The organism is Mycobacterium sp. P4_H6 (genome assembly GCF_056400845.1).
The window spans coordinates 1-23,583 of sequence record NZ_JBFUKN010000009.1; the positions used below are offsets into that span (position 1 = coordinate 1).

The following is a 23,583-nucleotide window of genomic DNA, read 5'->3' on the forward strand; positions in this document are numbered from 1 at the left end:
GGATCCACCAGCCTCAACCTGTTACACCACTCGCCGCTGCCGGTCGGCGTCTGCCGGCCCGCCGGGGACTAACCCGGCTGCACCTGCTCGCCGGCCTCGGCGGTCTCGGCAACGGCTGTCTGGTTGCCCAGCAGCAAGAACAAGGCACCGCCGGCGAACGCGGCAACACCGGTGAACACCAGAAAGCCGTTGAAGCTCTCGCTCACCTGCAATGTCCTGCTGAGGATGAAGGCGCCGAGCGCCGAGGAGACCCCGATGACCGCGGACAGGATGCTCAGCACGGTGCTGTACAGGGTCAGATCGAAACGCCGGGCCACCAGATAGGCGATGACATCGCCTTCGGCGCCCCATGCTGCACCCAGGCAGCAGACCGCGACGACCAGCACCGTGAAGCTGTCCCACGGGGAGGCAATGAACAGGCATCCCAGGCCGGGCAGTGCCATCGCGAGGGCCGCCACCCGTTGCGCCGGAAAGCGGTCCAGCGCAACGCCGCACACGAATCGCCCGACGATCACTGCGGTGGCGAAGATGGAGATCAGCAACGCGACCTCGCCTCCGGCGCCGAGTGAATCGCCGAGGACGACGCCGAGTTGGGTGGTGGTGACGGTGTGGTACAGGTTGCACAGCAGCACGCCGGCCAACAGAATCCAGAACACCGGGGTGCGCCCGATGAGCCGGTAGTCCTTGCCGGTCTCGCCTTCTCGCCGGGTGCGCCGGGCGTCGGGCCCGCCTGCCGGGATCAGCCACAGTGCGAGGCTGCCGATCACCGCGATCGTCACGGCGACCGCCAGGCAGCCCACCCGCCAGCCGTAGGCGCGGTTGATGACCTCGAGCACCGGCGCGCCGACCGCACCGAGCAGCGGTGGGCCGGAAATCGCGATGGCCAGCGCCAGACCGCGTGCCTTGTCGAAACAGGTTGCCACGATTCGGCTGTAGATGGCCGGGGTCGTCGTGACACCCAGACCGATCAGCACGACGTTGATCGCGAAGTACTGCCAGATGGGCCCTGACATCAACGCGTAGCCGGCCCAGCACAGGGGGAGTCCGATGACGCCGATGAAGGCGATACGACGGACGCCGAACAGGTCGGTGAGGCGACCGTAGATGGGCAGGAACACGAAGGTGAGCAAGGTGATGACACCGGTCAACACGAAATCCGAACGATTCCAGCCGAATTCCTGCAGGAACTCCGGGGCCATGGCGGCATTGGTGTACGCGCTGAGGCTCAGTCCGGCACTCAAACCGGCCGTTGCCGCCGCCAATGGCTGCCAGTTGGTCCGAAGCTCACCGAGGTAGCTCATGCCGCTCACGTTACGTGTCACACCGAAAGTGTCAGCCCGGCGGCAGGGTGGCGACGTTCGGATAGTGCCTCGCCACTCATGCCGTCATAGGTACTGTAAGCAATTCGGTTGACATTCGGACAAGCTTCGAGGAGCCATCCATGCGCAGAGTGGTCCAGTTCTCCACCGGCAACGTCGGTCGCCACGCACTGCGGGCCCTCATCGGGCGGCCCGATATGCAACTCGTCGGGCTGCATGCGTCCGGACCGGACAAAATCGGACGCGACGCCGCCGACGTGTGCGGCCTGCCGACGCCGACCGGCGTCATCGCCACCGACGACATCGACGCACTCATCGACCTCGCACCGGACTGCGTCGTCTACACCGCGCTCGCCGAGACCCGGCCGGTGCAGGCCATCGACGAGCTGACCAGGTTTCTCGGCGCCGGGATCAACGTCGTGGGCACCTCGCTGGTCTGGATGGCGGCGCCACGTCACGCCGAGAGCTGGGTGAAGGAGCCCCTGCAGGCCGCATGCGAGGCGGGCAGTGCCTCGCTCTACATCAACGGGATCGACCCCGGCTACTCCGGGGACACCCTCGTCCACACGGCGGCGAGTCTGGCAACCCGCGTCAGTACCATCACCGTGCAGGAGATCTTTGACTATGGGAACTACGACGATGCCGAATTCACCGGTGCATCAATGGGGTTCGGTACAGCCGAATCGGACGAGCCACCCCCACTCCTGCTTCCCGGCGTGGTCGAATCGCTGTGGGGTCCGCAGGTGCGTGGGCTGGCGGCCAATCTCGGTGTGACGCTCGACGAGGTCCGGCAGCGGACCGAACGGTGGTTCACCCCGGAGCCCATCGAGTGCACCATGATGTCGGTGCGGCCCGGCCAGATGGCCGCCATCCGGTTCGCCACCGAGGGAGTGCTCGACGGCCGCACCGTGATCACCCTGGAGCACGTCAACCGCCTGACCACCGCGGCCGCGCCGGAGTGGGACTTTCCACCGGACGGTCATGTGGGGGTGCACCGGGTCGTCGTCGATGGTGATCCCCGCGTGGAACTCAACACCCACCTGTCACACCCGGTCCTCGATCCCACCGATGCCGGTTGCATCTCCACGGCGGCACGCGTCGTGAACGCGATCGACTGGGTGTGCGATGCGCCGGCCGGAGTGATCGCCGTCGAGGACATCCCACAGTCCACGCTCATGCGTGGCCTRCTCTGGAGTTGAGTCCCGCGGGCAGCCTCGCTGAAACCCGATATTTGGTCGATCCCGTGGTCCTGTGGATGCGTTAGACCGCAAACCCCACGTCAGTTCAGTCGTTGACCGCACAGCGGAACAACCATTAGGGTGCTGCGTAACAAACTTTAGGTTTCATGGCTGTTGCCACCGAATCGATCAGGAGCGTGCGGTGACCGACTTCGACACAGTGGACTACTTCACCGACGAGTCGCTGGTGCCGGACCCCTACCCGTACTTCGACCATTTGCGCGCGAAGAGTCCGGTGGCACCGGCGACACCGTTCAACGTCGTGGCGATCACCGGTTACGACGAAGCGCTCGCGGTGTACAAGAACCCGGCATTCTCGTCGTGCAACTCGGTGGCCGGTCCGTTCGCCGGCCTACCGTTCGGACCCGGCGACAGCGATGACGTCAGCGAGCTCATCGAGCAGCACCGCAATCAGGTACCGATGGCCGAACACATCACCTCGCAGGATGCGCCGCTGCACACCCGCACCCGCGGCTTGTTGAGCAGGCTGATCACACCGAAACGCCTCAAGGAGAACGAGGACTTCATGTGGCGGCTCGCCGACCGACAGCTCGACACGTTCCTCGCGCGGGGGAGTGCGGAGTTCCTGGCCGATTACGCAAAGCCCTTCTCGCTGCTGGTCATCGCTGATCTGCTGGGGGTGCCGGAGCAGGACCATGAGGAATTCAAGGCGGTCTTCGCGCTCGAGACCGTCGGCGAACTCGGCAAGGAAGCGCCGACCACACACAACCCACTGCAGTGGCTGAACGAGAAGTTCTTCGGCTACATCGAGGATCGCCGACGAACACCCCGCGAGGACGTGCTGACCGAACTCGCGCAGGCCAAGCATGAGGACGGGTCGACACCCGATATCGAGGATGTGATGAACCTGTCGACGTTCCTGTTCGCCGCCGGCACCGAGACGACGACGAAGCTGGTGAGTTCGGCGGTACGGTTCATCGGGGACAACCCCGGTTTCGAGAAGCTGCTGCGCGACGACCGCAGCAAGATCCCGGCATTCCTGGAAGAGACACTGCGGCTGGAGAGCCCTGTGAAATCCCATTTCCGGATGGCGAGCACGACCACGACGGTCGGCGACGTCGACATCCCAGCGGGAACGACCGTCATGGTCTTGCCGGGAGCGTGCAATCGGGATGCCCGAAAGTTTGTTAATCCCAATGAATTCCAGACCGATCGACCCAACGTGCGTGAGCAGATCGCTTTCATCCGCGGCGCGCACTCCTGCCCCGGGGCGCCGCTGGCCCGAGCGGAGGGCCGCATCTCGCTCGAGCGGATCCTGGACCGCATGCGCGACATCACGATCTCCGAGGAGCATCACGGCCCCGCCGAGGACCGCCGCTACGGATACGAGCCCACCTTCATCATGCGCGGGCTCAGCGACCTGCACATCACCTTCACGCCGGCAGCCTGACGAGAGGATCAGAAAAGATGCCCGGAAAACTCGAAGGCAAGGCCGCCTTCATCACCGGCGCCGCTCGGGGGCAGGGCCGTGCCCATGCGATCGCGATGGCACGAGAAGGCGCCGACATCATCGCCGTCGACATCTGCCGCGACATCCCGTCCAACCCTTACCCGTTGGCCACTCCCGACGATCTCGCCGAGACCGAACGTTGCGTCAAGGGGTTGGGCCGACGGATACTGGCCCGGATCGCCGATGTGCGTGAGCGCCACGAACTGCGCGATGCGGTCGAGGCGGGCGTGGCCGACTTCGGAAAGATCGACATCGTCGTCGCCAATGCCGGCATCCTCCCGATGGCCATGGGCAACCCCGACCCGATGGGCTTCGTGGATGCCTCCGATGTGGACCTGCTCGGCGTGATGAACACTGTGGCAGTGGCCATTCCACACCTGCCCGACGGGGCGTCGATCATCGTGACCGGATCCACCGCGGGCATGATTCGCGGCACCACCACCAGCCCGGACATGGGGCCCGGCGGCGCCGGGTACGGCTGGAGCAAGCGCATCGTCATGGAATATGTCGATGAGATGTGTCTGCACCTGGCGCCGAGAATGATCCGGGTCAACGCCGTGCACCCGACGAACTGCAACACCCATCTGCTGCAGAACGAGGGCATGTACGGGGTGTTCCGCCCCGACCTGAAGGCGGAGGGCAAGATCGCCACCCGGGAGGACGCCGAGCCGCTGTTCAATTTGTTCCAGGCGATGCCCATCCCGTACATCGAACCCGAGGACATGGCCAACCTGGGCGTGTTCCTGGCAAGCGACGAGAGCCGCTACATCACCGGCCAACACATCCGGGTGGATGCCGGATCACTCCTCAAGTGGCCCAACGGACCTGGCGGCTAGGGGGAGGTGTCGTGGGACAACTCATCATGCTCGGAACGCTGTTCGGACTGATCATGGTGATCTTCGGACTCGTCTGGTATTTCGATCCCGAAGCACGAGGCAACGGCCCTCGGGAGAGTGATCGATGAACACCCAGCTGACGCCCGCCCTCGTTGTCGGCCTCTCCTTTGCCTACATCGGGGGAGCGCTGTTCCTGGCGTACGGGGTGTACTTGAGCTACCGGCGTGGCCGCCTGCATCCTCTGCTGCTGGTTTCCATCTCGGCCATTTCGTTCTCCTGGATCGAAGCGCCGTATGACTGGGCGATGTACGCGCAGTTCCCGCCTGCACTCCCGCGCATGCCGTCATGGTGGCCGATGAATTTCACCTGGGGCGGCGGACTGCCATCGGCGGTGCCGATCGGCTACATCGCCTACTTCGTGTTGCCCGCGGTAATCGGCGCCGCACTCGGCCGGTGGGTGATCCGACGGTTCGGGTGGCGGAGGCCGCAGACCCTGCTCGTCGTGGGGTTGCTCGTCGGCTTCTGCTGGGCGTTGTTCTTCAATGCCTTCTTTGGGCCGCGGTTCGGAGTCTTCTACTACGGCTTGGTGATTCCGGGGCTCGCGATCTTCGAGGGCACCAGGTACCAGTACCCGATCTACGACGCCATCGCCATGGCGGTGCAGATGATGGTGTTCACCTATCTGCTCGGGCGTACCGACGGGCAGGGCCGCAATGTCGTTGAGGTGTGGTCGGACAACCGGTCGAAGAGTCGTACCGGATCCGCCCTGTTGTCCGTCGCGGCCATGATCGTGGCCGGGCATCTCGCCTACGGCGCCGTATTCGCCCCGCACCTGGCAACGAAGCTCGGTGGCCACGTCACCTCAGGTCCGACAGAACAGTTGTTTCCCGGTGTACCCAACCAGCCAAGATAGGTCTCCGCTGTGACTATTGATCCCAGTGTCGAGCTGTATTACGACCCGTTCGACAACGACATCGACGACGATCCCTATCCGATCTGGAAGCGGATGCGCGACGAGGCGCCGCTGTACTACAACGAGAAGTACAACTTCTACGCACTGAGCCGCTACGAAGATGTCGCTCCGGCACTGCCGAACTGGCAGACGTATCGATCGGGCCACGGCACCACCGCCGACATTCTGTTCAGCGGTATCGAAGTGCCGCCCGGCATTCTGCTCTTCGAGGACCCGCCGCTGCACGACCTGCATCGCAAGCTGCTGTCGCGGGTGTTCACACCCCGGCGAATGCTGGCGGTCGAGGATCTGGTGCGCGAATTCTGTTCGCGCGCCCTGGATCCGATCGTCGGATCAGGTCGCTTCGACTTCGTCGTCGACCTGGGTGCCATCATGCCGATGCGCACCATCGGCTACCTGTTGGGCATCCCCGAGGATGCCCAACAACTCATCCGTGACCGCAACGACACCCGGATCACCGTCGACTCTAGCCCGGATGGCGATATCAGCCCGTCGATCTTCCAGGACGCGATCGCCGAGTTCGCGGAGTACATCGAATGGCGGGCCACACACCCCTCCGACGACCTGATGACCGAACTTCTCAACGCCGAGATCGAGGAGGCCGGCGGCAACCGTCGCAAGCTCGAACGCGGTGAAGTGCTGGCGTACACCGCGATGATCGCCGGAGCGGGTAACGAAACCACCGCGCGTCTGATCGGCGCGATGGGGCAGCTGCTCGCCGAGCATCCCGAGCAGCGGAGTCAGCTCGTTGCCGACCCGTCGCTGATCCCCGGCGCCGTCGAGGAGACGCTGCGTTTCGAGCCGCCGTCACCGGTTCAGGCCCGCTACGTGGCCCGCGATGTCGAACACTACGGCCAGACCATCAGTGCGGGGTCCTACATGCTGTTGGTCAACGCGTCCGCCGATCGGGATCCTGCGCGACACCACGACCCGGACCGGTTCGACATCCACCGCAAGGCACCGCATCTGGGCTTCGGTCAGGGCATCCACTTCTGTCTGGGTTCGGCGCTCGCGCGCCTGGAAGCGCGGGTGGCGTTCGAGGAGGTGCTCAAGCGCTGGACCGACTGGGATGTCGACTATGACAATGCGCGCCGCGCACATACCTCGAGTGTGCGCGGCTGGGCACAGTTACCGGTCCGCACCCGCTGAGTTCAGCTGCGGCCGGCTTCGGCGCGGAAGCCATGCGCCTCCTCATCGGTGATCACCCCGGACGTGTGCTGGAACATCAGCCAGGAGTCGAACTCTGCCGGGGGATAGCTGCCGGCCCGGGTCGCCTGGGCGATAGTCGGACCGCCCTGTAGTGCGCTCTCACGAATCCTTCTATGCTGCTCGGGGTCTCGCTCCAGCGCATACCGCAGCATGACGGCGGTACGGCGGCGCATCTCAAGCTCCGCCGGGGCGACCTCGCGGTGTATCGGAACCGGGTCCCCGATGCTGCGGATGTGGTTGACCAGGTTTCGCACCGCACGCCTGGCGGTTCGCGCCGCGCGGACGGCAACGAAAGGCAGGATGAGCACCGCCCAGAGATCAGGGAGCGCTGCGCCCACATCCCACCAGGTCGTGCGACCCACCGAACGGTATCCCGCCAGTTCGGCAGCGGCACCGTCGATGTCGAGCGCCACGATCTGGCGGGTACTCGTGTCGATCCACACCGGCACGTGCAGAACCGCAGGCAATTCCCGCCAGGGTCCGTCGTTGTTGCCCGCGTAGTACATGACCACCCGCAACCAGTTGGGCAGCCGCGCGGTGATCCGCTTCGCCGCACCGTCGACCGGTGCACCGTCAGCCGCGGAGACGGCAACCAACAGCGTCGATGCTCTCGCCCGGGAGTTCGCGCGGAAGTTGTTCACATCTCCGTCGATGCCGGCGCCGCTGTTGCCCGTCGAGGCGGGCACTACGAAGGCTCTGCCAGCGACGGTCCCCATGATCGAAGCGTCACTGCGCGGTCAGCCTTGTTCGACGTAATCCTTGATGCGGTTCAGCGTCGTGGTCATGTCCCGGACGTTGCGGCGGCGGCGCAGGAAGTACAGCGGCTCAAACGGTCGCACCAATGCCGGGAGCGGCAGGAAGAAGGATTCGGTCACCTTCGTCGACGTCGCCCCGTTGGGCTCGAATCGGTAATGCCAGTTGTTGACCGCGCGATCGCCGATGAGGACCTCGAAGCCGAACTCCTTGCCCGGTTGGCAGGCCGTCACGCGGCAGGTCGTCCAGTAGATCGGTCCGATCTCGTTGCGCTTGACGTGCCCGCGGAACTTCGCGCCGAGCGCCGGTCCGGTTGCTCCGTCGAGCCACTCCGCCTCGAAGACCTCGGGGGAGAACTTGCCGGTGTTGCGGATATCGGACACCACGTTCCACACATCGATGGCAGGGACATCAATGACAACTGTGGCGGAATCACGCATAGCGCGACCGTATCAGTGCCACCAGATCATTTGCCCGTGATCGCCTGATAGCGGCGCAGAGCCTCGGCCCGTTCCTGGCTGTGATCCACGATCGGCTCCGGGTAGCCCTGCGGGCGCTGGCCCTTCTTCAGGTGCGGGTCGTCGGCGTCGACCAGTTCGGGAACCCAGCGCCGGATGTAATCGCCTGCGGGATCGAACTTTTGCCCCTGCGTGGTCGGATTGAACACCCGGAAGTAGGGCGCGGCATCGGTGCCGCTGCCCGCACACCATTGCCACCCGTGCTGATTGCTCGCCATGTCCCCGTCGACCAGCTGCTCCAGGAACCAACGGGCACCCCACTGCCAGGGCAGGTGCAGGTCTTTGACCAAGAATGAGGCGGTGATCATCCGGACCCTGTTGTGCATGAAGCCGGAATCTCGCAGCTGGCGCATGCCGGCGTCGACGATCGGAAAGCCCGTCTCGCCGGCCTTCCACGCCGCGAACAACTGCTCGGCATCGGACCCGTCGTCGATCTCGATCGCATCGAAGTCGGCGTTCCAGTTCCACCAGACGCTGCGGGGCCAGTGGTTGAGTACGTCGGCGTAGAAGTCGCGAAATGCCAACTCGCGCAGGTACGCCGCATCACCCTTGCGGCGCGCGTTGAGGTCGGCGGCCATGGTGCGCGGGTGGATCGTGCCGAACTTCAGCGGGCCGGACATCCGACTGGTGCGGGCAAGGTCGGGGCGGTTGCGGTCCTCCTCGTAGTTCTGCAGGTCGTCTTCGACGAAGTTCTTCCACTGCTCCAAGGCGGCGGCTTCGCCGGCGGTGACGTCCATATCCGCGCCCGGGTCCGGAATCTGTACAGGTCGCAACGTCTTGTGCGACAGATCCGCAGGATCGAGCCAGAGCGCCGATTTCGCGGTCGAGGTGGCGGGATCCCGCCAGCCGTGTTCATTCCACCGGCGGAAGAACGGGGTGAAGACCTTGTAGGGGCTGTCGTCGTCCTTGAGGATCCGCCCGGGAGACACCAGGTAAGGCGAACCGGTCGCCACCAACGGGACGCCGCCGAGCGCTTTCTGCACCTGTTCGTCGCGACGTCGGCCGTACGGTGTGAAGTCACCGGAGATGTGCACTGCATCCGCGCCGATATCCTTGGCGATCAACGGAATCTGTTTCTCGGCAGGTCCGCGGACCACGAGTAGCCGGCCGTCCAGCTGGCCTTGCAGGTGGCGCAGGCTGTCGCCGAGGTACTGCATACGCCGTGGACCGGAGGACGCCTCCAGTCGGGGGTCGAGCACGAAACAGCCGAGCACATCGCCGTCACCGTCTGCGGCGGCCAACAACGAGGGCAGATCGGTCAACCGGAGATCACGACGGAACCACAACACGGACGGCATCCGGTTATTCTGCCCCGATTGCGCCACGGCCAAACTCCGCGCGTCCCCTACTCCTTGAAAACGCTGTGCGCCAGTGGTTTCAGCAGATCTGTGGATGGTTTCAGCGCTGTGGATAACCGATCCGGACGTCACCTTTCGGCGGTAGAATTCGAACATGCTTGCGAATGCAGTGGCGGATCGAGAGGCCGTAACGGCAGCTTTCGATGCCTACGACGCTGCCTGCGAGCGACTGGCCGAACTGAATTTCACCCGCATGGATCCAGCCGAATTGTTCGCGTTGCAAACCCGCCGCGAACACCGCGCCCGCACCACGGCCGCCGTGGACCATCGGATCTTGGCCGCACTGCAGGCCCAGGCGACCCCGAAAGACGTCGGAGCGCGCACCTGGGTCCAGATTCTCACCACCCGGTTGCGGATCTCAGAAGCCGAGGCGCAGCGCCGGGTTCGGGATGCTCGCGACCTAGGGCCGCGCTACAGCATGGACGGCCAGACCCTGGACCCGGAATTGGCGGTGTGTGCGGCGGCGCTGGCAGAGGGCAGCATCAACAGCGGCCATGTCGACGAAATCCGGGGCGCGGTCACAGCCGCGGCCAAGTACGCCACCCCGTCGAAATGCGCACAGCTTGAACAAGATCTGGTCGACGCGGCGACCGGGATCTGCCCGCGGACTCTGCGCGAAGTCGCCACCTACGCACTGTGCGTCCTCAACCAGGACGGTGACAGCCCGGATGTCGCCGCCCACACACGCGGCATCACCCTGGGACGCCAGGACGCCGACGGGTTGATCCGGGTCACCGGATGGGTRGACCCGGAACTGGGCGCCTACCTCAAAACCGTGAACCAGGTCTGGGGCGCACCAGGGGTCAACAATCCCGCCGACACGGAACCGATCAACAACCCGACACCCAACCCACTCCAGGACAGCGATGAGTTGCCGGCACCGGACTCCTTGGTGGTGCCGCCGGCCGGGCCCGACGACCCGACTGTCGCGCCCGAGCCCGTGACAGTCCCCGCACAGGACGCCGAACAATCCGCCGTGTCCGACGAGGCGCTGGACGAGCGCCGTGCGCTGCTCGACGTCGAGCCGGACTGTGCGGCGTCCCGGGATGACCGCTCCGCCGCCCAGCGCAACCATGATGCACTCAAAGCGGTCGTGCGTAACGCGCTGATGTCCAAAGAACTCGGTCAGCACAACGGATTACCGGTCACCGTGGTCGTCTCTACCACCCTGGCCGAGTTGCAGTCCGGTGCCGGACTTGCGACCACCTCGGCCGGGACGAGGATGCCGATTCGGGACTTGGTCCGGCTCGCCGAGCACGCCTACCACTACCTGCTGGTCTACCGGCACCACACCGCCGAGCCGCTGTACCTCGGCCGCACCAAACGGCTGGCGAATAAGGCGCAACGGCTGGTGATGATCTCTCGGGACAGGGGCTGCACCATGCCCGGCTGCCCGGCGGCGGGCGCGGATTGTCAGGGAATGCACGCCGAGCTGGACTGGGAAGCCGGCGGCCGGACCGATATCACCGGCCTCGGGCTCGGCTGTGGATGGGACAACCGGCTGGCCTACGAAACCGGATGGACCAACAGCATCGACGCAAACGGCCGCATCCACTGGCACCCACCGCCGCTGCTGGACACCGGCCAGCCAACACTCAACTACTTCCATCACCCGGAAGATCTCCTCAGACCACCTGAGGATGACTGACGTTCAGTCGGGATCACCCGAATAGTCGCGCAACACCCGCGCTTGGCGGCGCAGTACTTCGGCAGCCTCGCCGTGGCCGGTGGATTCGTAGCGTTCCGCCTCGTCGAGGTACTCGGCGACGACCGCGCCCACCACCGATTGCATATCGGCGACCGTGAGGACGCGCCGCGCAACCTCGCTGGAGCCCAGTCCGGCCGTCGCGCCGGCCACCGGCCCGTCCGTAGCAGAAGCGGGCAGCGCACTCGTGTCGACCGCCTCGGCGTTGTCGATCGCGGCGATGGCGGTCCGCAACGCCGCGACGGTCTCGGTGTCGCGGGCCTTGAGTGCGACGACGAGGTCACGTCTCATCGCGACCCGTAGATCGTCGGCACTGCCGTATTGCGTCGTCATCACCCCGTCCACTGTGTACGACCGACCGAAGCGCGTGCAAGCAATTTCAGCCGGCCAGCGCCGCGAGGATCGTTGCGGTCGACTCATCGCGCACATGCCGGTAACCGGTGCCCGCCCACAGGTGCACCAGATCGGCCTCTCCGGCAGCAGCGGCGGCCTTACGCAGTGGGCTGGTCAGGTGGTGGATGGCCGGGTAGCCCAGCGGAGCGATCGGCTCGAAACGGTCGATGAAGCTGTTGCGCAGGCCGCGCGCGGGACGTCCGGTGAACGCGCGGGTGAGGGTGGTCTCGGTGCGCGACGGATCGATCAGCGCGGCCTTGTGGGTTGCCGACGCGCCGCTTTCGTCGGCGCGCAGCAGCACCGTGCCCACGGCGGCGGCCACCGCGCCGGCATCCAGGACGCCGGCTACTGCTTCCGGTGTGGCCAGACCGCCCGCGGCAATCAGGGGGAGGCCCACGCCGGTGCTGATCTGCCCGATCAGATCTCCGATCAGCACCGGTGCCGGCATCCGGTCCGGGGTGAACGTTCCGGAATGGCCTCCGGCGACGCTGGCCTGGACCGCGAGCATATCGGCGCCCGCTTCGGCCGCCAGTTCGGCTTCGGGCAGCGTGGTCACCGTCTGGATGACCACCGTGCCGGCCTTCTGTAGGGCCCTGATGACATCGTTGCCCGGCAGCCCGAAGGTGAAGCTGACCGCCGGGACGGGGTTCGACAACAGCACCTCGATCTTGGCGCCGAAAGCGTCATCGTCATCGACGGGATGCGCGGGCAAGGTGAGCCCGAATCGGTCCGCCTCCGCGTGCAGCGCATCCGCGTAGTGGCGGTACGCCTCGTCGGTGATGGGGACGGCGTTGGGTACGAAGACGTTGACCCCGAATGGGATCGAGGCGTCACGCACCGCGGCGATCTCGGATTCCAGGTTCTGCGCGCTCTTGTACCCGGCCGCCAGGAACCCGAGCGCGCCGGCGCGGAACGCCGCGATCACCATGGCGGGCGTGGTGGCACCGCCGGCCATCGGGGCGGCGATCAGCGGGATTGTCAGACCGAGGCCGGCCAGTGCGGAGTTCTTCGGTGTCGTCATGGCTGCTCCTCGATATAGGCCTTGGTAGGCCATTCTGACGGATGTGGCCTTTGGTGAAACGATTCTGCCGTCTGAGCCATCCGCCGCGGCAGGACTGGTTTCCTCCCTGTCAGGAGACACAGACTCCCACTGCGGCAGGAGCGGGTACTGTCCGCAGCAGACGGACCGATCCGTCCACCTAGTGGCCGGAGACGCCGATGCCGAACGAAGCTCTGCCAGACGGTTTCACCCGCGACAAGGTGTCGGTGGGCGACGTCGGAATCGACTACGCGATCGGTGGGTCCGGTCCGACATTGGTTCTGCTGCACGGCTATCCGCAGACCTGGTACGAGTGGCGTCACATCATGCCGGCGCTTGCCGAGCATTACACGGTAATCGCGCCCAGCCTGCGCGGAGCGGGCCGCAGTGATGCGCCGCCCACCGGCTACGAGAAGACGACCCTGGCCGACGATATTCACCGCCTGCTCGTCGAGCTCGGCCATGACGCGGACATCCGCTTGGTCGGCCACGACATCGGCACCATGGTCGCCTACGCCTACGCCGCCGCCCATCCCCACGACGTGCACAAGCTGGTTCTCAGTGAGGCGCCGATCCCGGATGAGAGCATCTACAGCTTTCAATCTCTGACCCCTCAGGGCCCGGGCGCGTGGCACTTCGGGTTCTTCAGTTTGATGAACGGGTTTGCCGAAGAGATAATCGCGGGGCGAGAAGCGCTCTGGATCAGCAAGTTCACCGACGCCCTCGAAGTGGTCAAGGGCTCTGTCACCGCCGAGGACATCGCCGTCTACGCCGGCTACCTGAGCGAGCCCGCGCACCTCCGGGCGAACCTCGCCTGGTTTCGCACCCTTCCACTCGATATGGCGGCCACCGCGCAAACGAAGAACACCAAGCTCGGCATGCCGGTCCTGGCGGTCGGCGCCGAAGGCAGCCTGGGGGAGTTCGTCGGGACGCAGGTCCGGGAATACGCCGATCACGTCACCGCCATCGTTGTCGGCGACTGCGGGCACTGGCTCTACGAGGAACGGCCCGAGGAAATGACGCAGCAGCTGCTGGCCTTTCTCGATTCCTGAACCCTCGGCCCGTCATCAGGGAGCCGGCAACGCCCACCTGCCGGCGCTGTAGGGAACGAGGCGGTCGGCGATACCGGCCTCGCTGAATGCGGTGCGGACGTCATCGAAAGTCTCGCTGTAGATCGACCAACCCTCGATGTGCGCGATCACCACCCGGGGGACCGCCAGCACGGTGGCGATATCGGCGGCGCGAGGTCCGGTCGAGGTCAGGGGACGGCCCTGATTCTTCGTCGCCAGCCGCGATGCGCCGGCGAAGAGCACGGCAATATCGATTGCCGGGAAGCGCTGCGCGATCTGACTGGCCGGCAGCATCGAGGCGTTGTCACCGCTGACATACACCGTCGGAAGCGCCTCGGACTGCAGGATGAAACCGGTGACCTCGGCGTTGACGTGCCCGGAGTCATCGCGGGTGCCGTCCAGCGGCCCGTGTACGGCGGGCACGGCGGTGACGGTGATGGTGCCCTGACCGTCTGCACGATCAAGTTCGGTTGTCTGCCAGGTCGATAGACCGATGGCGGGTGACCCCAGCCGACGAGCGGCGCCCGGGCCGGTGATGATCAGCGGCACCGCGGTGGTCGCCCATTCGCGGCCGGCGATATCGAGATTGTCGCTGTGATCGTCGTGGCTCAGCAGCACGGCATTGACGTTCCCGAGATCGGAAACCGGCACGGCCGGTGGTGTCAGCTTGGCCATCGCACCGTAGTCACGGGGTTCGTCGAAGGTGGGGTCGGTCACCAAACGCGTTCCGCCGTAATCGATCACCACCGTGGGACCACCGATGACACCGATCGCCAGATCGTGGCGCGCCGCCCCGATCGCGGTCATCGCGCCGGGGCCGGGTCGGCGCCGAGCAGACCTACGTGATGGCCGAGGCGGGTCTCGACGTCTCCGGGCTGGTGGAATCCGCGTTCGAAGAGGGTCTGGATGCGGGCTTGCGCGGCGGGGCGTTGCAGTGCGCCGAGGAAGGCATCCCATTCGGGGGCGATCTCCTCATCGGACGGCAGGCTGTTGATGTTCACCAGGCGTTTGGTCTCGGCGAGCGCCTGCTTGTCGAACGACGCGATCCGGGTGGCCAGCGCGTCGACGAAGGCGTCCAGTTCGGCGTCGGGGAGCGCGCGGTTGACGTAGCCGTACCGTTCGGCCAGTTCACCGTCGATGTCGTCGGCTCCCAGCAGCACTTCGAGCGCGCGTCCGCGTCCGATCAAGCGCGGCAGCCGAGCCATCGGCCCGCCTCCGGGCACCAGGCCGGCGCCCACCTCCCACTGCGACAGGATGGCCTTCTCGCGGCTGGCGAAGCGCATGTCGCTGGCCAGGGCCAGTTCGCTGCCGACCCCGGTGGCGCGGCCGCGGATCGCGGCGATCGAGACCACCGATGCGCGGCTCAACCTCACGAGCATGTCGGGCAGCGCCTGCAGGCCGGTTTTGCCGGCGGGGTAGCTCGTCGAGTCCTCCAGCGGCGCGACGAAGTTGTAGTGGGTCAGAAAAAACCCGTCGACGTCGCTGTCGAAGACGACGACCTTCACCTGGTCGTCGGTCTCCAGGGCCGTGACGACTGCATCGAGTTGCGGCAGCGTCTCCGGGCCGAAGATGTTCAGCGGCGGGTTGGTGAACGTCACCCGCCAATACGCCGGTGAATGCTTGGTCAGCACGATCTGCTGGGTGTGTACCGAGGCGGTCATGACGGTTCCTCTCGACGGCGAGTGGTGCTGGCTCAATACTGGGCCTGGCCGCCACACCCGTCGATGCCGCTGGCGTCCATCCACACTGGGGGATAACCGGAAGAGCGCGGCCCGACATCACTGCGTCGGCGCGAGACCGTTCATGATGAGGTCGATGACCTGTTGTGCGACTTCGTGTTCGGTCTTCTCGGATGCGATGACATTGTGTAACAGCGCCGTCATCATCATGGCGCCGAAGATGCTGATCGCATCGCTCTGCGGGTCGCCGACCACCTTGAGAGAACCGTCCTCGGCGCCGGCCTGCAGTACCCGGGCCAGCGGTTCGTAGAAGGCCTGCTGGACCGCCGATGTGAGCTCGGGCAGCCTGATGGCACGCCCGAGGTCGCCGACGAGCGCCCGGCTGGTGCCCGGCCGTTTCATGGTGTGCGCGATCTGGGCGGTGATCACCGCGGCGAGCCGGTCGCTGCCGCGGCCGGGGGAGTCGGCGGCCTGTGCCACCTCGTCGGCGAGCTCTCCGAGTGAATCCCGCAGCAGGAAGGCGAGGATGTCGTCCTTGCCGGTGAAGTAGTAGTACAGGGTGGCCTTCGGAACACCGGAGGCCGCCGCGATCTCCTCGATCTTGGTGTTCTCCAGGCCTTTGGTGGCGATGAGCTCGGCTGCCGCATAGAGCTTCCCGGCCACGGCCGTGGGTACCGTGCGCCCCGTCTGTTCAGCCACGCCCGCAGTCTACGTCGCTGACATGAACTCATATGTTGTACTTTGAGTACAAACTACTGGTCCGAGAACTGGGCGGGGGCGCTATGGAGTGGGATGAGTCGGCGGACATCGTCGTGGTCGGGTACGGGGCCGCGGGGGTCTGCGCTGCACTGGAAGCGCGGGACAGGGGAGCGGACGTCCTGGCCATCGATCGCTTCAACGGCGGCGGTGCCACTCAGGTATCCGGCGGCATCATCTACGCCGGCGGTGGGACCTGGGTGCAGCGCGATGCCGGCATCCGGGACACCGCCGACGGAATGTACGCCTACCTGCAGGCGGAGATCGGTGACGCGGTACAGCCCGAAACACTGCGCCGGTTCGTGGATTCCAGCCCGGCAATGATCGACTGGCTCAGTGGGCACGGTGTGCCCTTCGAGGCGTCGGTGTGCCCGTATAAGACGTCCTACCCGAACAACAAGTACTACCTGTACTTTTCCGGGAGCGAGAATTCCGGCCGGTTCCGGGCGATCACGCCACCGGTGCAACGCGGCCACCGGGCCAAAGGGCCGGGCGCCTCGGGCAAGCAGATCTATCAGCCGCTGGCCGCGTCGGCGAAACGCCGTGGGGTTCGCACCAAGTTCCTGACTCGAGCGGTGTCACTGCTGACCGATCCGACGGGCCGGGTGGTCGGCGTGCGCACCAGCACGCTCGACGAGGCCCCGTCCTGGGTGCAACGCCGCTACCGGGGGTACGCCGCGCTGGCCGTCAAGCCGGGGATCTACTACCCACCGCTGCGGGCAGCCATGGACACACTCCTGCGCCGCTTAGAATCTCGGTACGCACGCACGGTCGACGTGCAGGCACGCCGCGCAGTCATTCTCAGCGCGGGCGGCTATATCGCCAATCGGGAGTGGATCGCCGAGCACGCGCCGGCCTACCGTGACGGACTGCAACTCGGCACCAGCGCCGACGACGGCAGCGGCATCCGGCTCGGCGCGGAACTCGGCGCGGCCGTGGACCGGTTGGACAATGTGTCGGCATGGCGCTTCATCACTCCACCCAGTGCCTTCCTGGGCTCACTCGTGGTGAATGCGCAGGGGCAACGATTCATCGATGAGACGCGCTATGGCGCAGCGGTCGGGCACGCCATGGTGCAAGATCACGACGGCCGTGCCTGGATCCTGGCCGATGATCGGTTGCTCAAGCAGGCGCGCACTCAACTGCCTGAGCAGGCCATCTGGTTTCAGCGGCTCCAGATGGAGGCCATGCTGCGTACCGACCGAGTCTGGGCCGACACGTTGGACGAGGTCGCGCTCCAAGCCGGTGTCGACCCGGTGGGTCTGCGTGCCACCGTCGCCGCCCATAACGACGCGGCCGCCGCCGGCGCACCCGACCCGATGGGCAAACCGGCCGACTTCGTGGAACCCGTTGGGCAGGGCCCGTTCTCATTGATCTCGATCTCGGTCAAGCCGAGCCTGATCAATCCGTGCCCGATGTTCACCCTCGGTGGACTCACCGTCGATGAGCCGACCGGTGCGGTGCAGACCCCGTCGGGATCCACGATCCCGGGCCTGTTCGCCGCCGGCCGCACCGCGGTGGGGATCTGCGCCAACTCCTATGTCAGCGGTCTGTCGTTGGCCGATTGCGTGTTCTCCGGACGACGCGCCGCGGAACACGCGACGCGCCAACCTACTTGACGGCTAGACCGGCGCCGGTGACCGCACCAGCCTGCTGACGGTGAAGGCCGCCGCCTGGTCGACCATTCCGTTGACGCCGTACTGCTGATGAGGTGCGCTCGATCCGGACGGCGGCGCGCCCGAGCAGACGGTGTCACCGGGAGCGCAGAACTCCAGGGCCTTGGCGGCGTAGGCGGGTCCGACGTCGATCACCGGGGCGCCGTACTTCTCCGCGGACCAACCCGCCGGCGTCCCGAACAGGACGACCGCGGCGACATTGTCGACGGCATCGGCGGGCAGCGGCAGGGGAGCAGTCCCCGACGCGACACCCGCGGGTACCACACCGGAGGTGGCAAGAGCGGTCACGACCGCCCCCTGCGAGTACCCGCCGAGCACCATCTGGGTGCCCGGGCACACCGAGGTCACGCCCTGCACATGGATGGACTCGTCGCGCACACCTTCGACGACGTTCATCTGGAATGCCGGGCCGCCGGTGAAGTTGTCACTCGCCGGATAATTGACGCCGTGTACACCCACCGTTCGCGGAAATGATTGTGCGCGTAGCGCTTCGACAAATCGTTGTCCGACACCGCCGACGCCGGGCGGCTCCGAGGTGCCCCTGGCGAACACGACTCCGATATCGGGGCACGACTGCGAGCCGGCAGTCGGCACCATGACGGGCAACGCCGCCGCCGCCAGGACAGTCGCCGCGACCAGGCGACTGACGATTCGCACACCAGTGACCAATTGAACCCTCCCCAAACAGCCCTGCGCAGACTGTGCCAGACCCCCGTGGCAGGCGGCGGTATTTTCGCCCGCCTGCCCTGAACGTGTTCCTCAAGCGAGGCACCGCTCATGTCATCGCAGCCGTGCGTGGTTGCGTTACGACACGGTCGGCTCAGTCGGTCAGCGAGATTTCAGTCACGGTCGCCAACTCACTGTTTTCCCGGGGCTGTTCGAAAACCACTCGCGCGGTGCGCCCCGCCGTCTCCAGGGTGGCGATGGTATTGCCGAACAGCGGGCCGCTCAGGTTGCGCCAGGACATCGGCAGATCGGGCGCCCCGTGACGACGCGCCCAACGTCGGGCAACCCGGGCCGCTCGCGGCGACCAGCCCAGYTTGAACACCGGCTTGACGAAGAACGGGACGTAGTTGTGGACGGGGGAGCAGACCAGCTGGTGTACCCGGGCAGTGGAGTCACCCGGGAAGTGTGCCCGCGCCGCGTAGCTGTGGTGGACATCGCCGGAGAGCACGCTGACCGTCGCCGGCCCAGCCTCAGAACTGCTGGCTGCTTCGATGATGAGTTCGCTCAACCGCAGAAATGACTTCAAGAACGCCGGCCAGTGCTCGAAATCCGCTGTCTGTCTGATTTTCTCGGCCACCGCACCGTGCAAGCCCGACCGTTCGGCCGCGAACTCGTTGACGGTCTGCATGTCACCTATCGCCGGCGGCAACAGCCACGGCAGCGAGGACGCGAGAATCAGATGGTCAAGGTCCTCCAGACCCTCGTTGACATGCTTCTCCAGCCAGCTGAACTCTGCGTCGCCCAACATCTTCCGGTTCCCGCCGTCAAGGATCCGGGAATTTCGCGAGTCGACCATGATCAGCCTGCTGCGCCCCAGATCCCAGCGAAAACTGAACCGCAGGCCTTTCTCCCCGTCGACCTCCCGGTCTGCGCGGTCGGCAAGCTCGGCGAGCAGCGGCCAACAGTCACCGGCGTTGGCCAGCACCTGCTGATAGTCCTCATCCCGCTCCAGCTGCTGCGGGCTCAGATTGCCGATGTGCTGATAGACCCAGTAGGACGCCAGGCCGGCACGGATCCGGTCCCGCCACCACGGCTTCTTGTTGACGGCTGCCCGCCACGCGGCAGACGTGTTCCAGTCGTCACGGATGTCGTGGTCGTCGAAGATCATCGCGGTGGGCAGCGTCGACATCACCCAGCGGATCTCGGGATCACCCCAGGTGTGCCGGTACAGGCCCACATACTCGCCGAAACTGACCACCTCGTCGGGTGGCCGCTTCTTGTTGGTGCGCCGGCCGGTGATCTGCTGGCGCGCTTCCGGAGTCAACTCATCGGCGTAGACCTGATCGCCGAGCAGGATCAGCACGTCGGGCCAATCCTCGTGCGGCTGCGAGGTCAGTCGTTCCGCATAGCAGTCCAGGGCGTCCTCACCGAGCTTCTTGTCGATCTTGGCATCGCCGGTCTTCGGATACCGGCACGAACCGAAGATCAGCCGCAACCGGTCAGATGCCGCCGGGCCCCGGGTGCGGATGACGCTCGGCGGGAATTCGGAGTCGGGCTCTGGCCAGACCTGCGTGCCGTTGATGCGCACCTGGTACTCGGTGGTCGAATCCGGGGTCAGTCCCTGCACCGGAACCAGCGCGTAATGCTGGTCCTGCACCTGGAAGGTGCGCGCCGAGCACCCCAGGACTTCGACCTCGGTGGGCTCGTCGGTCTCCACCCAGACCATCGCGGTGGTTTCGCCGACGTGGCGCAGCACGGGACCGAGCAGAAGTTTCACCGAGACAGCCTATGCGCTCGGGCGCCCAGCGAGATGAGCCTGGGTGCGCTACACGCCGCCGCGGCGCAGCATCCGGCCCTGCGCGGTCTGGAAGTCAATCTTCCTGCCACGCAACCAGGTACTCGTCACCACACCGGCAAGTGCGCGCCCGTCGTACGGGCTGACCGGGTTCTTGTGGTGCAGCTTGTGCACGTCGACGACCTGCGCGGACTCGGGCTCGAAGATCGCGAAATCGGCGTCGTAGCCAAGGGCGATCTTGCCCTTGGTGTTCAGTCCGGCGAGTTCGGCGGGTTTGGCCGCCATCCACTCGAGCACCTGCGTGAGTTCTATGCCGCGACGCTTGGCCTCGGTCCAGATCAGCGACAGGCCGAGCTGCAGCGACGCGACGCCACCCCACGCCACGCCGAAGTCGCCGTTTTCGACGTCCTTCAGGTCCACCGTCGACGGTGAGTGGTCAGAGACGATGCAGTCGATCGTGCCGTCGAGCAGGCCCTGCCACAGCAGTTCGCGGTTCGACGCCTCCCGGATCGGTGGACAGCACTTGAATGCGGTCGCGCCGTTCGGGATCTCCTCGGCCAGCAGGGTCAGGTAGTGCGGGCAGGTCTCGACGGTGATCTTGACGCCGTCGCGCTTGGCAGTGGCGAGCATGGGCAGGGCGTCCGACGACGAGAGGTGCAGGATGTGCGCGCGGGCGCCGGTCCACCGCGCGCGTTCGATGACTTCCGCGATCGCAACGTTCTCGGCGCCGCGCGGCCGCGACGCGAGGAAGCGCTCGTACTTGTTGCCCTCGGCCGAGGGAGCTCGGTCGATGGCGCGGGAGTCCTCGGCGTGCACGATCATCATGGAGTCGAACCCGGCCAGTACGGCCATGTCCTTCTCCATCTCGTCGGCGTCGAGATGGGGGAACTCGTCGACGCCGGAGTGCAGCAGGAAGCATTTGAAGCCGAACACGCCATCGTCATGCAGACCGCGCAGATCGCCGGTGTTGCCCGGAATCGCGCCGCCCCAGAAACCGACGTCGATGTGCGTCTTGCCCGATGCCGCCGCGCGCTTGGCGTTGAGTGCTTCGACGTTGACCGTCGGCGGAATCGAGTTGAGCGGCATGTCGATCAGCGTGGTGACACCGCCCGCCGCCGCTGCGCGGGTAGCGGAGTCGAACCCTTCCCACTCGGTGCGGCCCGGCTCGTTGACGTGCACGTGTGTATCGACCAACCCGGGGATCATCACCTGGTCGTCGCTGAGTTCGACGACCTCCGTGCCGGTGAGGCCGCTGCCCAGCGGCTCGATCGCGACAACGCGACCGTCGCGGATGCCGATTTCGCGAGCGACGATCCCCGCCGTTGTCAGCGTGCGTTCGCCGCGGACCACCAGGTCGAAATCAGAATGGTCGGAGGTATCGGCGGTCATCGGCAGCTCTCCGTTGCTTGAGCGAAATTCCTCATCGTGGAACTTGAACTCCATTTCTGGGGAGACTCTAGGTGTGAGCGCTGACACAGTCAATCGTCCGAAAAGCTTGACACGGGGCGTGCCGATGCGACTAACTTGTCGAATCCGTGGAATCTTACTTCCACACAGTGGAGTATTTGCGGCGGCGCCAAGCGCCGGCGCTCCGACCGTGACAGGCGTATCCATGAGCACAGAGTCCACCGGGCTCATCGGCGACTCCAGTCGTCGTGATGTAACCCCGTTCGCCGACGTGAGCCCTCATCTGTACAACCCCGACCTCGCGCCCACCAAGCGCGAAGGCCGACGGTGGAGCGCGTACAACATCTTCACGTTGTGGGCGAACGACGTACACAGCCTGGGCAACTACTCGTTCGCCATCGGACTGTTCGCCCTGGGCCTCGGTGGGTGGCAGATCCTGTTGGCGCTCGGACTCGGCGGCGTCTTCCTCTTCTTACTGCTCAACCTGTCCGGGTTCATGGGGGAGAAGACCGGCGTCCCGTTCCCGGTGATGAGCCGCATTTCGTTCGGCACCCTCGGAGCGCAGATCCCCGCCCTCATCCGCGGCGCGGTCGCGATCGCCTGGTTCGGCATCCAGACCTATCTCGCGTCCGTAGTGCTGCGCATCATGATCATCGCGCTCGTGCCGTCCGCCCAGACCCTCGACACCAACAGCTTCCTGGGATTGTCGACGCTCGGCTGGATCTCGTTCGTCGTCCTCTGGGTGATCCAGGTGATCATCGTCAGTTACGGCATGGAGATGATCCGCAGGTACGAGGCATTCGCGGGTCCGGTCATCCTGTTCACGATGATCGCGCTCGCGGTCTGGATGCTCAGCAACGCCGATTGGACCATCGCGTGGACGACCCCCGACTCGCTGACCGGCGTCGACATGTGGTTGCAGATCGTCGGCGGCGCCAGCCTCTGGGTCGCGATCTATGGCACGTTCGTCCTCAACTTCTGCGACTTCACCCGTAACGCGACGTCGAAGCGGGCCATCGTGAAGGGCAACTTCTGGGGTATCCCGCTCAACATGCTGGTGTTCGGCGCCATCGTCATCACGCTGGCCGGCGCTCAGTTCCGCATCGACGGACGCATCATCGAAGCGCCCGCCGACATCGTCCAAGAAGTGCCGAACACCCTGCTGCTGGTGCTCGCCGCACTTGCGCTGCTGATTTTGACCGTCGCGGTGAACCTGATGGCGAACTTCGTCGCCCCCATCTACGCGCTCAACAACCTGTTCCCGAAGCAATTGAACTTTCGTCGTGCAGCATTCATCTCGGCCGTCATCGGTCTGGTGATCCTGCCGTGGAACCTGTACAACTCGCCTGCGGTCATCAACTACTTCCTCGGTGGGCTCGGTGCCATCCTCGGGCCGCTGTTCGGCATCATCATGGCCGACTACTGGCTGGTGCGTCGTTCCAAGATCAACGTTCCAGCCCTGTTCACCACCGATGCGGACGGCGAATACCAGTACACGAGGGGCGTCAACGTGCGGGCCGTGGTTGCTCTCGTCATCACCGCGGTGGCGGCACTGCTGATGGCGTTCGTTCCGGCATTCAAGATCGTCTCGGAGTTCTCGTGGTTCATCGGTGCGGGGCTCGGGGCGATCGTGTACCTGGTGGTCGCCGACCGCCGGGGGCCGTTCAACGACGTCTCCGGCGAGTCCATTGCCGTGGCGAGCACGCACTAGTAGGGACCACC

General features: G+C 65.7%; 21 protein-coding genes. 9 read left to right on the forward strand and 12 right to left on the reverse strand.

The annotated features are described in order from the left end of the window. Positions 1-68 precede the first annotated feature (68 nt). A complete protein-coding gene (locus tag AC1DTF_RS05610; RefSeq protein ID WP_235570611.1) occupies positions 69-1,322 on the reverse strand; it encodes an MFS transporter in 1,254 nt (417 codons plus the stop codon). A 119-nt stretch (positions 1,323-1,441) separates the two neighbouring features. Between AC1DTF_RS05610 and AC1DTF_RS05615 the strand changes: the two genes are divergently transcribed. From AC1DTF_RS05615 to AC1DTF_RS05635, 5 genes are all read left to right on the forward strand, one after another. Further along, positions 1,442-2,518 (forward strand): NAD(P)H-dependent amine dehydrogenase family protein, encoded by a 1,077-nt coding sequence (locus tag AC1DTF_RS05615; RefSeq protein WP_477473351.1) that lies wholly within the window; start codon positions 1,442-1,444, stop codon positions 2,516-2,518. 181 nt (positions 2,519-2,699) lie between these two features. Then, positions 2,700-3,968, forward strand: a complete 1,269-nt coding sequence (locus AC1DTF_RS05620; RefSeq protein WP_477473352.1) for a cytochrome P450 — start codon at positions 2,700-2,702, stop codon at positions 3,966-3,968. Between the two features lie 17 nt (positions 3,969-3,985). Further along, positions 3,986-4,864 carry a mycofactocin-coupled SDR family oxidoreductase gene (locus tag AC1DTF_RS05625; RefSeq protein ID WP_477473353.1) on the forward strand — a complete coding sequence of 293 codons (879 nt, stop codon included), beginning with the start codon at positions 3,986-3,988 and terminating at the stop codon, positions 4,862-4,864. Positions 4,865-4,988: 124 nt separating this feature from the next. Next, complete coding sequence (locus tag AC1DTF_RS05630; RefSeq protein ID WP_057165338.1) at positions 4,989-5,777, forward strand: spirocyclase AveC family protein; 789 nt, start codon at positions 4,989-4,991, stop codon at positions 5,775-5,777. Positions 5,778-5,786: 9 nt separating this feature from the next. Then, positions 5,787-6,986, forward strand: coding sequence for a cytochrome P450 (locus AC1DTF_RS05635; RefSeq protein WP_477473354.1), 1,200 nt, complete (start codon positions 5,787-5,789; stop codon positions 6,984-6,986). A gap of 2 nt (positions 6,987-6,988) precedes the next feature. On the opposite strand, the gene AC1DTF_RS05640 is transcribed toward AC1DTF_RS05635, so the two are convergent. The 3 genes from AC1DTF_RS05640 to AC1DTF_RS05650 are packed head-to-tail and all read right to left on the reverse strand — an operon-like array spanning position 6,989 to position 9,615. Continuing rightward, on the reverse strand, positions 6,989-7,762 hold the full coding sequence (locus AC1DTF_RS05640) for a hypothetical protein (protein WP_477473355.1): 774 nt from the start codon (positions 7,760-7,762) through the stop codon (positions 6,989-6,991). A gap of 21 nt (positions 7,763-7,783) precedes the next feature. After that, positions 7,784-8,239 carry an SRPBCC family protein gene (locus AC1DTF_RS05645; protein ID WP_477473356.1) on the reverse strand — a complete coding sequence of 152 codons (456 nt, stop codon included), beginning with the start codon at positions 8,237-8,239 and terminating at the stop codon, positions 7,784-7,786. A 26-nt stretch (positions 8,240-8,265) separates the two neighbouring features. After that, entirely contained in the window at positions 8,266-9,615 is a 1,350-nt protein-coding gene (locus AC1DTF_RS05650; RefSeq protein WP_477473357.1) for a cryptochrome/photolyase family protein, read from the reverse strand. A gap of 154 nt (positions 9,616-9,769) precedes the next feature. Between AC1DTF_RS05650 and AC1DTF_RS05655 the strand changes: the two genes are divergently transcribed. Next, a complete protein-coding gene (locus AC1DTF_RS05655) occupies positions 9,770-11,323 on the forward strand; it encodes a DUF222 domain-containing protein (RefSeq protein ID WP_477473358.1) in 1,554 nt (517 codons plus the stop codon). 3 nt (positions 11,324-11,326) lie between these two features. On the opposite strand, the gene AC1DTF_RS05660 is transcribed toward AC1DTF_RS05655, so the two are convergent. Together AC1DTF_RS05660 and AC1DTF_RS05665 are read right to left on the reverse strand one after the other, a co-directional pair. Further along, the gene (locus AC1DTF_RS05660) at positions 11,327-11,713 is read right to left on the reverse strand and encodes a GatB/YqeY domain-containing protein (RefSeq protein WP_477473359.1); all 387 of its coding nucleotides are present in this window, start codon (positions 11,711-11,713) and stop codon (positions 11,327-11,329) included. Between the two features lie 46 nt (positions 11,714-11,759). Further along, positions 11,760-12,794 carry a nitronate monooxygenase gene (locus tag AC1DTF_RS05665; RefSeq protein ID WP_477473360.1) on the reverse strand — a complete coding sequence of 345 codons (1,035 nt, stop codon included), beginning with the start codon at positions 12,792-12,794 and terminating at the stop codon, positions 11,760-11,762. A gap of 197 nt (positions 12,795-12,991) precedes the next feature. Here AC1DTF_RS05665 and AC1DTF_RS05670 point away from each other — a divergent pair, with 197 nt between their 5' ends. Next, positions 12,992-13,864 (forward strand): alpha/beta fold hydrolase, encoded by an 873-nt coding sequence (locus tag AC1DTF_RS05670; protein ID WP_477473361.1) that lies wholly within the window; start codon positions 12,992-12,994, stop codon positions 13,862-13,864. A gap of 15 nt (positions 13,865-13,879) precedes the next feature. On the opposite strand, the gene AC1DTF_RS05675 is transcribed toward AC1DTF_RS05670, so the two are convergent. The 3 genes from AC1DTF_RS05675 to AC1DTF_RS05685 all read right to left on the reverse strand — a co-directional run bounded on the left by AC1DTF_RS05675 (position 13,880) and on the right by AC1DTF_RS05685 (position 16,260). Next, the gene (locus tag AC1DTF_RS05675; RefSeq protein ID WP_235570613.1) at positions 13,880-14,689 is read right to left on the reverse strand and encodes an MBL fold metallo-hydrolase; all 810 of its coding nucleotides are present in this window, start codon (positions 14,687-14,689) and stop codon (positions 13,880-13,882) included. Then, on the reverse strand, positions 14,686-15,543 hold the full coding sequence (locus tag AC1DTF_RS05680; protein WP_477473362.1) for an enoyl-CoA hydratase/isomerase family protein: 858 nt from the start codon (positions 15,541-15,543) through the stop codon (positions 14,686-14,688). The genes AC1DTF_RS05675 and AC1DTF_RS05680 overlap by 4 nt, the downstream gene beginning before the upstream one ends. 117 nt (positions 15,544-15,660) lie before the next feature. Then, a complete protein-coding gene (locus tag AC1DTF_RS05685) occupies positions 15,661-16,260 on the reverse strand; it encodes a TetR/AcrR family transcriptional regulator (RefSeq protein ID WP_477473363.1) in 600 nt (199 codons plus the stop codon). Positions 16,261-16,343: 83 nt separating this feature from the next. Here AC1DTF_RS05685 and AC1DTF_RS05690 point away from each other — a divergent pair, with 83 nt between their 5' ends. Continuing rightward, on the forward strand, positions 16,344-17,936 hold the full coding sequence (locus AC1DTF_RS05690) for an FAD-binding protein (RefSeq protein WP_477473364.1): 1,593 nt from the start codon (positions 16,344-16,346) through the stop codon (positions 17,934-17,936). Positions 17,937-17,939: 3 nt separating this feature from the next. Here AC1DTF_RS05690 and AC1DTF_RS05695 read toward each other — a convergent pair whose 3' ends face one another. From AC1DTF_RS05695 to allB, 3 genes are all read right to left on the reverse strand, one after another. Continuing rightward, a complete protein-coding gene (locus tag AC1DTF_RS05695) occupies positions 17,940-18,644 on the reverse strand; it encodes a cutinase family protein (RefSeq protein ID WP_477473444.1) in 705 nt (234 codons plus the stop codon). A gap of 169 nt (positions 18,645-18,813) precedes the next feature. After that, complete coding sequence (locus AC1DTF_RS05700) at positions 18,814-20,436, reverse strand: alkaline phosphatase D family protein (RefSeq protein WP_477473365.1); 1,623 nt, start codon at positions 20,434-20,436, stop codon at positions 18,814-18,816. Between the two features lie 48 nt (positions 20,437-20,484). After that, entirely contained in the window at positions 20,485-21,843 is a 1,359-nt protein-coding gene (gene allB / locus AC1DTF_RS05705; RefSeq protein ID WP_477473445.1) for an allantoinase AllB, read from the reverse strand. Between the two features lie 223 nt (positions 21,844-22,066). Here allB and AC1DTF_RS05710 point away from each other — a divergent pair, with 223 nt between their 5' ends. Further along, on the forward strand, positions 22,067-23,572 hold the full coding sequence (locus AC1DTF_RS05710; protein ID WP_057165349.1) for an NCS1 family nucleobase:cation symporter-1: 1,506 nt from the start codon (positions 22,067-22,069) through the stop codon (positions 23,570-23,572). Positions 23,573-23,583 lie beyond the last annotated feature (11 nt).

Excerpts from the sequence above, each read along its gene's own strand:
- allB (WP_477473445.1), bottom strand. The coding sequence starts at position 21,843 with ATGACCGCCGATACCTCCGACCATTCTGATTTCGACCTGGTGGTCCGC.
- AC1DTF_RS05625 (WP_477473353.1), top strand. The coding sequence starts at position 3,986 with ATGCCCGGAAAACTCGAAGGCAAGGCCGCCTTCATCACCGGCGCCGCT.
- AC1DTF_RS05665 (WP_477473360.1), bottom strand. The coding sequence starts at position 12,794 with ATGACGACACCGAAGAACTCCGCACTGGCCGGCCTCGGTCTGACAATC.
- AC1DTF_RS05680 (WP_477473362.1), bottom strand. The coding sequence starts at position 15,543 with ATGACCGCCTCGGTACACACCCAGCAGATCGTGCTGACCAAGCATTCA.
- AC1DTF_RS05640 (WP_477473355.1), bottom strand. The coding sequence starts at position 7,762 with ATGGGGACCGTCGCTGGCAGAGCCTTCGTAGTGCCCGCCTCGACGGGC.
- AC1DTF_RS05650 (WP_477473357.1), bottom strand. The coding sequence starts at position 9,615 with ATGCCGTCCGTGTTGTGGTTCCGTCGTGATCTCCGGTTGACCGATCTG.
- AC1DTF_RS05645 (WP_477473356.1), bottom strand. The coding sequence starts at position 8,239 with ATGCGTGATTCCGCCACAGTTGTCATTGATGTCCCTGCCATCGATGTG.
- AC1DTF_RS05630 (WP_057165338.1), top strand. The coding sequence starts at position 4,989 with ATGAACACCCAGCTGACGCCCGCCCTCGTTGTCGGCCTCTCCTTTGCC.
- AC1DTF_RS05660 (WP_477473359.1), bottom strand. The coding sequence starts at position 11,713 with ATGACGACGCAATACGGCAGTGCCGACGATCTACGGGTCGCGATGAGA.
- AC1DTF_RS05670 (WP_477473361.1), top strand. The coding sequence starts at position 12,992 with ATGCCGAACGAAGCTCTGCCAGACGGTTTCACCCGCGACAAGGTGTCG.
- AC1DTF_RS05710 (WP_057165349.1), top strand. The coding sequence starts at position 22,067 with ATGAGCACAGAGTCCACCGGGCTCATCGGCGACTCCAGTCGTCGTGAT.
- AC1DTF_RS05675 (WP_235570613.1), bottom strand. The coding sequence starts at position 14,689 with ATGACCGCGATCGGGGCGGCGCGCCACGATCTGGCGATCGGTGTCATC.
- AC1DTF_RS05690 (WP_477473364.1), top strand. The coding sequence starts at position 16,344 with ATGGAGTGGGATGAGTCGGCGGACATCGTCGTGGTCGGGTACGGGGCC.